Below are 10,466 nucleotides of genomic sequence, written 5' to 3'. Positions count from 1 at the left end.
TAGGTTGCTTACGCGTTACGCACCCGTACGCCACTAATGCCCGAAGGCATCCGTTCGACTTGCATGTATTAGGCCTGCCGCTAGCGTTCATCCTGAGCCAGGATCAAACTCTCCATTGTAAATGATTTGTACTTGTACTTTACGCAGAGTCCTTACGCTTACCTATTTGGTCAAATTGTCAAAGAACGTGTCTTCCTCGTTCGGAAAACTTGTGGCTGACCTGTTTCGTTCAGCCGTATCATTGAATTGGGACTGCAAAGGTAGCAGTTTGTTTAGCTGAATGCAAGTCCTTTTTAGAAAAAACTCAAGATTATTTCACTTTCTTTTTTCCGTACAATCGAATCGCCGAAATGCCCATCGGTTAGTTTATTCCTCAGCCAAAAACGGGTAGCGGAAATCCGTCGGTGGGACCAAATTTTCCTTTATAGTCCGGGGTGATACCCATCGCAGCAGGTTGAGTAACGAACCGGCTTTGTCGTTGGTTCCCGATGCCCGGGCTCCGCCGAAGGGTTGTTGACCTACTACCGCGCCTGTCGGTTTATCGTTGATGTAAAAGTTACCAGCGGCATTGGCCAGTTTCTTTGTCACCAGTTCGATGGCATACCGGTCTTTGGCAAAAACCGCACCCGTCAGGGCATACGGTGAGGTTTGATCCACCAGTTGAATCGTGTCTTCGAAATTATCCGGATGATACAGATAAACCGTCAGAACCGGACCGAAGATCTCCTCGCACATCGTTACGTATTGCGGGTCGGAGGCTAGCAAAACCGTGGGCTCGACAAAAAAACCGTCGGTTTTATCAAAATTACCGCCGGCTATGATCTCGACCGTCGGGTCGTTTTTCGCGTTGGTGATGTAACTGGTAATTTTATCAAAAGCGCGTTCATCAATGACGGCATTCACAAAGTTCCGGAAATCTTCCACGCTACCCATTTTGATGCTTTGCAAATCCGCCAGCATGTACTCCCGGATCTGTTCCCATAGCGTCGTTGGCAAATACGCCCGGGAAGCCGCCGAACACTTTTGCCCCTGGTATTCGAAAGCTCCCCTGATCAGCGCCGTAGCGACGGTTTTCGGATCAGCAGATTCATGCACCAGCACAAAGTCTTTGCCACCGGTTTCGCCGACGATGCGCGGGTAGGATTTGTACAAATGGATGTTTTCGCCAATCGTTTTCCAGATTTGCTGGAAAACACCGGTGCTGCCCGTAAAGTGAATACCGCCAAAATCGGGATGTTTAAAGATCACCTCTCCCGCCAGGGGTCCATCGACGTAAATCAGGTTGATCACCCCATCCGGCAATCCGGCTTCTTTCAGCACGTCCATGATCACCTTTGCCGAATAGATTTGCTGGGTGGCTGGTTTCCAGACGACTGTATTCCCCATCAAGGCCGGGGCCGTTGGCAAATTGCCGGCAATGGCCGTGAAGTTGAAGGGTGTCAGGGCAAACACAAATCCTTCCAACGGCCGGTATTCCTGACGGTTCCAAACGCCGGCCGACGAGCGCGGCTGCTGGCTGTAAATTTCCGTCATGTAATGCACATTAAACCGCAAAAAGTCGATCAGCTCGCAAGCCGAATCAATCTCGGCCTGGTAAGCGTTTTTCGACTGCCCCAGCATGGTCGCTACGTTGATTTTATAACGATAGGGCCCGGCCAGCAATTCGGCGGCTTTCAGAAACACACTCGCCCGGTGTTCCCACGAGAGATTCGCCCACGCTTCCTTCGCATTCAGGGCGGCCGTAATGGCCTGTTCAACGTGGGTCTGATCCCCTTCGTGGTAATGACCCAAAACTTGGTGGCGGTTATGGGGAGCAATCAGTTGTTGCTGAAGCTCGGTCCGAACTTCCTCCGCCCCGATATACATCGGAATATCGACGGTTTTTGAAGTCGCTTCGGCCAAAGCCGCTTTAAGTTTAGCACGCTCGTCGGAACCGGTACGGTATTCTTTTACCGGCTCATTTTGCGGAACCGGTACCTGAAAAAAGCCTACTGACATAGGGGTTTGTTGATTTTTGAAGTCTGCAAAGTTAGATAATGGAAAGAAACTCATTAAGGTTCCCGGTTTTTCCTGGCCCGATTTTTTGTCATTTGTTCCGGTATTCACTCGGTTAACGGTTTGAGGTTTCGTAACTTGCGCGCGTTTTTTAGCATATTGCTTATGAATTTTTACAGTACGAATAATCCTTCCGGCCGGGTTTCGATGGAAGAAGCGCTGCTCCGCAGCCAACCCGCCGATCGGGGCCTGTACATGCCGGAGACAATTCCGTTTCTGGGAGCCGATTTCTTCCATTCAATCTCTGGTGGAACGTTGGCAGATATCGGTTTTCAAATCAGTTCAGCACTTTTCAAAGATGCAATTCCGGTTTCGAGACTGGAAGAACTGGTTCATCAGGCTCTGCCGTTTGATACGCCGGTCGTAGCGTTGGAAGTCGGGAAGACGCATGTATTGGAGTTGTTTCACGGTCCTTCCCTGGCGTTTAAAGACGTGGGTGCCCGGTATATGGCTGCCATGATGGGTTATTTTCTGGAAAAATCAAACCGGGAAGTACATATTCTGGTCGCTACTTCTGGCGATACGGGTGGGGCCGTTGCGATGGGTTTTCTGGGCGTTCCAGGAATTAAGGTAACGATTCTGTACCCAAGTGGTCGCGTGAGTGAGTTGCAGGAAAAACAGTTGACGACCCTCGGCCAGAACATTACCGCTATCGAAATCGACGGTTCTTTTGACGATTGCCAGGATTTGGTTAAAACCGCCTTTACGGATGTTGAATTGAATCAGGAATTTAGTCTGGCATCGGCCAATTCGATCAACATTTTCCGGCTGATTCCGCAGAGTTTTTATTACGTTCGGGCGTTTGGGCAAGTGAAACATCTGGGAAAACCGGTGGTCTTTTCAACGCCGAGCGGCAATTTTGGGAATTTGAGCGCCGGGGCTTTGGCTTATAAAATGGGCTTGCCGGTGGCACAGTTCATTGCCGCCACGAACCTGAATTATGTGGTGCCGAAGTACCTGAAAACCGGGTTGTATTCGCCAAATCCGTCGGTCGAAACGATATCAAACGCTATGGATGTGGGAAATCCGAGCAATTTTGTCCGGCTGGTGCATTTGTTCGACGATAATTTCGAAACCCTAAAGCAGCAGTTATCTGGCTATTTCTTTGACGATGAGCAGACCAGACAGGCGATGGCTGAAGTTTATCAACAATTTGGCTACGTCATGTGTCCGCACACCGCTGTGGGTTACCTCGGTTTGCGAAGTTATCAACAAGCTAACCCGGATGTGTGTGGAATAGCACTGGCCACGGCCCATCCGGCCAAGTTTAAGGACCTGGTAGAGTCGGTTATCCACAAGCCTGTGGAAATCCCGGTGGCTTTGGAAGAATTGATGAGCCGAACGAAGCAAAGTGTCCGAATGAAAGCTGATTTCGCCGACTTTAAAGAGTTTTTGTTGCAAACTGCCTAACTAAAAAGCCCGCCGATAAGCGGGCTTTTTAGTTAATTGATGACATCCCCTCGCAGCGACCGGAACCGTTTTCGGGCTTCGGCCCCGAAAATACTACCCGGATATTTTTGCAAAAGCTGGTTGTACAGCTCCATTGCTTTGGGTTTATCTTTTTTGTTTTCTTCGTACGTCTTGGCCGTCAGAAAGAGCGCATCGTCACCCAGCACATCTTCTCCGTAATTGGCCGAAATTTTCTCCAGATCCTGCAAGGCTTCGTCCACCTTGTTTTGTTTGATGAGCGTATTGGCCCGCAACCACAAAATGTTATCAGCCAGACTATGATCCTTGTACCTTGTATACATTTCATTGAGCGCTAATGCCGCCGAATCGACTTTGTTCTGAAACAGCATCAACTCGATCGATGCATACTGCTTCATGGCGGTTTCGTTGCTGTCCTCATCCATGCCGGTATTGTCCATGATCAGCAAACTGAGCGACCCGGCATCGTTCGCGATCTCCCGACTCGTTGCCTGTTTTAAAATGTCAAGTACTTCTTTCGAAAGCTCAAAATCGCCTTTGAAATAATGCAATCGAGCGTTCCGGAGTTTGGCTTCGTAGCCGAGCAATTCTTCCTTCTGCGATTTTTCGACCTGCGAATAGAGCAACGTCGCTTCCCAGGGCTCCCCTTTCAGCAGGTATATATCCCCCATATCGAGCTTACAGCGGTCGATAAATGTCTTCTCGTTCTTGCTGATCTCGGTGGCCAACTGAAGAATGGCTAAAGCCGTATCTTTTTCGTCGAGGTAAAACGCATACAGATTTGCCGTGCTACGGAGCGCTTCCAGCGTTCGGTTGTTTTTACCCAATTCCTGAAACATCTTCTGGTAATCGGCAATCAGCTTCCGGATTTCGGAGTTATCGACGGGATACGTATTTTTTACCTGTTCCTCGCGGGCCTTGATCACCAGCCGCCGGGCGAATGCGTAGAGCTGACCCTGCGGGTATTCCTTCGCAACGTACTCAAACATGGCCGCTGCGTTCTTATAATCCTTGTTCTGAAGTGCAACTGCACCCAGGTCGTAAACGCGCACGCCGGTCAATTTTAAGCGTTTGTCGAGGGCGCGCTCCTGAATGAACGCTTTATAAAACTCTTTCTTTTGCGTTAAGTACCAAACCAGCATCTCCGTGTAGAACATCTCGTTCGGGCTTTCCTGCACTTTTTTGTACAAAACGCCCTCCAGCATCTTCTGATCGGCCTCCTTTAGATTGTCCTGCAACATGGCCTGTACGTTATCCCGGTTTCCCGGAATCAGGCCCCAGTGCAGCAATTCATCCACCATATTCTCTTTTTGCCCTACCGCGCCGTATAAGCGTGCCAATTCACCGGCGTAGGCCATCGGCTCCCGGCTTTGCTCCCGACCTTTCTTGAGGGTTTTAATCGCCCATTGCTGTTTGCTCTTTTCGGCAAAGTCCTGCGCCAGTTCCGGTAAACCGTTTACCTGGTTTCCGGCTACCGCAATAGCTTTGTTGAAATGAACTTCTGCTTTAGCCGAGTCATTGCGGCTTTCTTCCAAAATTCCGGCCTGCAAATGAACAAACGGATTTTTTTCATCGGATTTGAGGAGCCGCCTGATTACCTTCTCAGCCTCGCTAACCTTATTCAGCCGAATCGCACTTTCCACATACTGACTCATTACCGGTTTACTTGTACCTGGTTTTATCAGTTTCTGGTAAATGGTATACGCCTTTTCGAACTCACCCTTTTTAAAATATTCATCAGCCAGTTCTGGTCCTTCCTGGGCATAACCATTCAGAAAGCCAACTGCCAACAGCATCAGTAGTAATCCGGCTATCTTCTTCATTTTTCTTTTTTCTATTTAAAAAATTAAAAGGGTTTTAAAGATTGGTGCCTGTGGATATGTGGACAATGTGGTTTTACACATTTTAACTGAAAAATTGTGGATAAAAAATTCCGGTTATCCACAGGGTGTTTATAGTTATCAACATGCAATTTACTGATTTACAAGTAGTTTATTTTTTATCCACAATTGGTATCTGGATAAGTAAGCTCCTCTCAACACATTTCCACAAGATACACTATAAACATTTCCACCTGTTGATGACCCCTGGAATAATTTGTGGACAGCCTAAAAGTTATTCACGTAGTTGTCCCAAAAATCGGTTTATCCACAACCCTGAAAATTCTGTCAACAGCAACATCCGTACCTGTACACACATTTTCCACACAATCCACAGACTTTTCCACGGGTTTTTCCACCGGTTTGTTGTGTTTTTTTAATTTCACATTGACCTTTTAAGGAGTGTCGATATCTTCCGAAATATCAAAGTTGGCCTTGATCTGGATGATACCTTTGTTACGGGTGAAGAAGTAGATGGGTTCGGGCATCTGGTTTTCGAGCGGATTGCCGCTGTCCCACCGCCCGTTTCCGTTCGCATCGATGATGACACGAAGCCGGTAACGGCCCGGTTTTATATTAACGAACCGATAGGTCGGGTTGTTTATTTGTTTATCGACGGTCTTAAAATTTTCGTCCAACAACTCGACAATGAACTGTTTGGCCTGGGTGTTTATCGTTCCTGTCAGCACCCCATACTTCTCCGGGTCGCGGATGGAATAGTTTAATTCCGCCCGTGCGGTCGAATCATTCAGGACACTTACGAAGGCTCCCTTGCCTAACCGCAGCACCATACTACGCCGGGCGTTGGTCTGTTTGCTGAGAACAAATCGGGTCTGGTTATCTTCCCAGCGGTAATCCTGCGGACTTAACGGGACACGCGTTGTGCTATCGCTCAAGAGTTGCAGCGAATCGGCGGTGATCGTTTTAATTGGTTTGGAAAACTGGAGGACCACTTCCATGTTTTTATCGACGTCGCCATTGTCGGCCGGTGTAGCCGTGAGCGTTACTGGCTCCAGCGTTTCCCGGCGGCTGGGCGTCCGGAATTTGAATTTCTGCGTTAGCTCTGCTTTGTTTTTTAATGAATCCGAGACTGTAATCTGAACTCGGACGGTGTCGGTGCTGGCTTTGGCGTTGAAAAAAGTTAGCTCATTTGGTGTTCGCAAGTACGACGGAATGCTGTCGGCCGGATTCGCGAATTTCACCGTGTAGTTTTCCAGACCCCGATCGAAAACGTACGTGTATGTCGTAACCATCTGCTGCGTTCGGACCGAACGCGGTGGAGTATTGTAAAAAGTAAATAATCGAAAAGTCAATGTATCGTTATTGGCTTTCAGGTCCAGTTCGCCAGGCAAAAAAGCGGCTTTTTCCGGACCAGGATTCAGAATAAGGTTGAGGTTTTTATCGTCAAATGCAAAGACCCGGTACTTTCCGTCTCGCACGTTTTCAAGTAGAAAAACCCCGGCAGTATCCGTTCGTGTAAAGTAATAGGGTTTGTTTTTGGTAGGTGTCAGTGTATCGTTCGGAATGTACAACCCGACCAGGGTGTTGGCGGTTGGCTGTCCGGTCAGCAGGTCGATGACCTTCCCTCCCACACTCAGCGAATCAATCGTCGGGCCGGTACTGAAGACCAGTTTTAGATTGAGGGCTGGATTGTTCTCCGTAATATCTTTTACCGCATCCGTAAAGTTGAATGTGTAGGTGGTGTTTTCCTTAAATGGTTTGTCGAAAATTAACCGCAGGCTGGTCGGTCGAATTCGTGCTTTGAAGGGTGCTTCGGGTTCGGGTGTAATCAAAATTTTCTGGTTTGGATTCTCTACTCGGATGTATTCGTTGAAGACCAGTCCCAGTGTTTTTCCATCAAAATTTTTCTGTTTATTAACGGGCATACTTTCGACCAGTACGGGTGCCAGCGTATCTTTTTTGCCGCCTACGGGCGCAACATATTGCGAACAGGAATTTAAAAAGATGAGGAGGAGTCCGAAAAGAATTAAGGCGTGTTTCATTTTTCGTGGCAAAAAAAAGCCCTGAACAGCGGAGGTATTCAGGGCGTTTACGGTTTTAGTTACTGTGCCTGGGCGATGTATATCAAGCTCGAATAATTTCCGCCGTTCTGGTATGCTGCCCAATTAGAACGAATTCCGTTCCAAAAACTTTCAAGATACGCAGGCTTTCCATCCCGGTTTTTCGTGCTGAGCATATTCACATAAAACGCATCGAAAGGCATGGGTCGTTGTTGGATGACTTCAAAACCGTACCGTTTCAACAGCGCCTTCATGCTATCGGATGAAAAATGGTAGAGATGCCGGGGCACATCGTAAGCCGCCCAAAGCGACTTGTAATGCCGGGCATCCCACGAATGGTAGTTTGGCACCGCCACCAACAGATGCCCCTTCGGACGAGTGTGCGCCCCTATCCAATCCAGTGATTCGGTCAAATCATGAATGTGTTCAAGTACATGCCACAGCGTTATTACATCAAACAACTGCTCGTCAGCAATCTCGTGGATCGATTTTTTCAACCCAGTTTTCGTTCGTTCTTCCGCTTGTTGACGGGCGTTTATGTCCGGTTCAGTACCCATGACTTCCCAACCAGCGTTGCGGCTTGCCGACAGAAAATAGCCCGAACCACAACCGATGTCCAGGAGACTACCTTTGCTAGGCGACAGGCTGGTGATCAATTTTACCTTCTGCCGTAGTGTAATCGATCGGACGGTATGGTATAACTGACTGACGATTCCCTGCCGGGTATCGCTATGTGAGATGTATTCATCCGATTGATAATAGTGGCCAATTTCGGCTTCGGCTGGCCGTGGATTGGTGGCTTTAAAACCGCATTTACTACATGACTGGATCGTGAAATCTTCCCGAGAAACAAGAAAATCCGTACAAGTTAGCCAGTTTGAAAAAGCCCGGTTTCCACAAACCGGGCACTCTGTCAGGTGTTCTACCGCCATCTTTTACCGACCTAAATACACCATTAAAATGGAAATATCGGAAGCGCTCACTCCACTGATCCGGGATGCCTGACCGATTGTTTGGGGCCGAATCCGCTTGAGTTTTTCCCGTCCTTCAAACGACAAAGCCGACAGCCGGTCAAAGTCGAAGTCAGGTCGGATCATGAGACTTTCGAGTTTCTCGGTTCGTTCGACAGTCAGCCGTTCCTTCTCCACATAGCTCTCGTACTTCACCGTGATTACGGCTTCTTCGATGGTTTCGTCGGTGAACGACTTCAGGAAATCCGCCACCTCAGCGCCCAGCAAGGCTAGTTCTTCCCGGTTGATTTCTGTCCGTTTCAGCAAAGCATAAGGCGACGTTTTCTCTCGAATCGGTGCGCTGCTCAGATTGCTCAACACGGGATTGACACCCTCGGGTTGCACCCGCATCTGTTTCATCTCTTCCAATATGGCCTCAATATTTTCCTGCTTGTCGCGCATTCGGTCATAGCGTTCCTGGCTGGCCAAACCGATTTTGTAGCCCTTCTCGGTCAACCGTAGATCGGCGTTATCCTGCCTGAGCAGCGTCCGATATTCGGCCCTAGATGTAAACATCCGGTACGGTTCTTCGGTCCCCTTCGTAATCAAGTCGTCGATCAACACACCTATGTAGGCTTCGGAGCGCTTCATCGTAAACGCATCCAGCTCCTTCGCGGAGTTGTGGGCGTTGATGCCGGCCATCAATCCCTGGCAGGCTGCTTCTTCGTAACCCGTTGTTCCGTTGATTTGACCGGCGAAGAAAAGCCCGTCGATTAGTTGGGTTTCGAGAGTCTGTTTGAGCTGAGTTGGCGGGAAATAATCGTACTCCACGGCATAGCCCGGACGAAACATTTTGGCGTTTTCGAAACCAGGGATTTTCCGCAGGGCCTTGATTTGAACATCTTCCGGTAGCGAAGTCGAAAAGCCATTGACGTAGACTTCGACGGTGTCCCAGCCTTCCGGTTCTACAAAAATCTGGTGGCGGTCTTTGTCAGCAAACCGGTTTATTTTATCCTCTACGGATGGACAATATCGGGGCCCTAACCCCTTGATTCGGCCCGTAAACATGGGTGATTTTTCGAAGCCGGTTTTTAAAATTTCGTGGACTTCTGGATTCGTGTACGTAATCCAGCAGTGCCGTTGCTTCGTAAGTTTTGGCGTATCCAGGTAGGAAAATTTACCGGGATTTTCGTCGCCGGGTTGTTCTTCCATCATGGCATAATTCAAACTCCGACCATCCACCCGTGGTGGCGTGCCGGTTTTCATTCGGCCCGCTTCAAATCCCAATTGGATAAGTTGTTCTGTTAAACCGGTCGCTGAGCGTTCGGCGGTGCGTCCTCCTCCGAAGGTTTTTTCTCCGATATAAATTTTTCCGTTCAGGAATGTTCCGTTGGTCAGCACCACCGCACGGGATTCGATTTCCATTCCCATGCTCGTTTTTATACCTGTGACTCGTTTATCGCTAACGATAATTTCTGTCACCATATCCTGCCAAATATCCAGATTCGGTGTTGCTTCCAGTGTCTTTCGCCATTCGGCCGCAAACAACATTCGGTCGCTCTGGCAGCGTGGACTCCACATCGCTGGCCCTTTCGAACGATTTAGCATACGGAATTGAATCATCGATTTATCACTGATGACTCCGGATTGCCCCCCGAGAGCATCAATTTCACGCACGATTTGGCCTTTCGCTACCCCACCCATTGCCGGGTTACACGACATTTGAGCGATGGTTTGCATGTTCATTGTAATAAGCAGTACTGACGATCCCATCGTTGCCGCAGCCGTCGCTGCTTCACAACCTGCGTGTCCGGCACCTACGACAATGACATCATAATTATCAAACATAAAGAGTATGTTTTTACAAACTTTTGTGAAAATGTTCCACGTGGAAACATTTTGTGATGATGATAGAGAAAAGCGTAATTACAAAAATAAAAAATAAGATTTGCGTAATCAGCCAGGATTGAAAAAAACAACGCAGGAGCAGCGAAAATAATTCAAAACATGACACTATCTCAAAAACTGTGTAAATGAAGAATCGGGGTTTGTAATCCCGATTTTTTACCTTTAACCAAACACAGTTTATGAGACCAGAGGATTTATTGACCGATGAATTTCTGAAGCAGTTC

At 48.3% G+C, this 10,466-nt stretch carries 6 protein-coding genes and 1 rRNA gene; 1 reads left to right on the top strand and 6 read right to left on the bottom strand.

Annotated elements, in window-relative coordinates; translation table 11 throughout:
- Positions 1-119: ribosomal RNA gene (locus tag ACO2Q8_RS29230) — 16S ribosomal RNA — on the bottom strand; the annotation flags it as partial.
- A gap of 247 nt (positions 120-366) precedes the next feature.
- Entirely contained in the window at positions 367-1,998 is a 1,632-nt protein-coding gene (pruA, locus tag ACO2Q8_RS29225) for an L-glutamate gamma-semialdehyde dehydrogenase (protein WP_423348453.1), read from the bottom strand.
- 162 nt (positions 1,999-2,160) lie between these two features.
- Here pruA and thrC point away from each other — a divergent pair, with 162 nt between their 5' ends.
- Positions 2,161-3,465 (top strand): threonine synthase, encoded by a 1,305-nt coding sequence (gene thrC, locus ACO2Q8_RS29220; protein WP_423348452.1) that lies wholly within the window; start codon positions 2,161-2,163, stop codon positions 3,463-3,465.
- Positions 3,466-3,497: 32 nt separating this feature from the next.
- On the opposite strand, the gene ACO2Q8_RS29215 is transcribed toward thrC, so the two are convergent.
- The 4 genes from ACO2Q8_RS29215 to mnmG all read right to left on the bottom strand — a co-directional run bounded on the left by ACO2Q8_RS29215 (position 3,498) and on the right by mnmG (position 10,182).
- Positions 3,498-5,306 carry a tetratricopeptide repeat protein gene (locus tag ACO2Q8_RS29215; protein ID WP_423348451.1) on the bottom strand — a complete coding sequence of 603 codons (1,809 nt, stop codon included), beginning with the start codon at positions 5,304-5,306 and terminating at the stop codon, positions 3,498-3,500.
- Between the two features lie 452 nt (positions 5,307-5,758).
- On the bottom strand, positions 5,759-7,366 hold the full coding sequence (locus ACO2Q8_RS29210) for an Ig-like domain-containing domain (RefSeq protein WP_423348450.1): 1,608 nt from the start codon (positions 7,364-7,366) through the stop codon (positions 5,759-5,761).
- 59 nt (positions 7,367-7,425) lie between these two features.
- Positions 7,426-8,316 (bottom strand): methyltransferase domain-containing protein, encoded by an 891-nt coding sequence (locus tag ACO2Q8_RS29205; RefSeq protein ID WP_423348449.1) that lies wholly within the window; start codon positions 8,314-8,316, stop codon positions 7,426-7,428.
- Positions 8,317-8,319: 3 nt separating this feature from the next.
- Entirely contained in the window at positions 8,320-10,182 is a 1,863-nt protein-coding gene (gene mnmG / locus ACO2Q8_RS29200) for a tRNA uridine-5-carboxymethylaminomethyl(34) synthesis enzyme MnmG (protein WP_423348448.1), read from the bottom strand.
- Between the last annotated feature and the right edge of the window lie 284 nt (positions 10,183-10,466).

Source organism: Larkinella sp. VNQ87 (assembly GCF_049445795.1).
Lineage (GTDB): Bacteria > Bacteroidota > Bacteroidia > Cytophagales > Spirosomataceae > Larkinella.
The sequence above is the reverse complement of the archived record's forward strand: the minus strand, read 5'-3'. Positions and strand labels throughout refer to the sequence as shown.

What these genes read in the sequence shown, in the direction of transcription:
- pruA (WP_423348453.1), bottom strand. Translation starts at nt 1,998, where the DNA reads ATGTCAGTAGGCTTTTTTCAGGTACCGGTTCCGCAAAATGAGCCGGTA.
- ACO2Q8_RS29210 (WP_423348450.1), bottom strand. Translation starts at nt 7,366, where the DNA reads ATGAAACACGCCTTAATTCTTTTCGGACTCCTCCTCATCTTTTTAAAT.
- ACO2Q8_RS29205 (WP_423348449.1), bottom strand. Translation starts at nt 8,316, where the DNA reads ATGGCGGTAGAACACCTGACAGAGTGCCCGGTTTGTGGAAACCGGGCT.
- ACO2Q8_RS29215 (WP_423348451.1), bottom strand. Translation starts at nt 5,306, where the DNA reads ATGAAGAAGATAGCCGGATTACTACTGATGCTGTTGGCAGTTGGCTTT.
- thrC (WP_423348452.1), top strand. Translation starts at nt 2,161, where the DNA reads ATGAATTTTTACAGTACGAATAATCCTTCCGGCCGGGTTTCGATGGAA.
- mnmG (WP_423348448.1), bottom strand. Translation starts at nt 10,182, where the DNA reads ATGTTTGATAATTATGATGTCATTGTCGTAGGTGCCGGACACGCAGGT.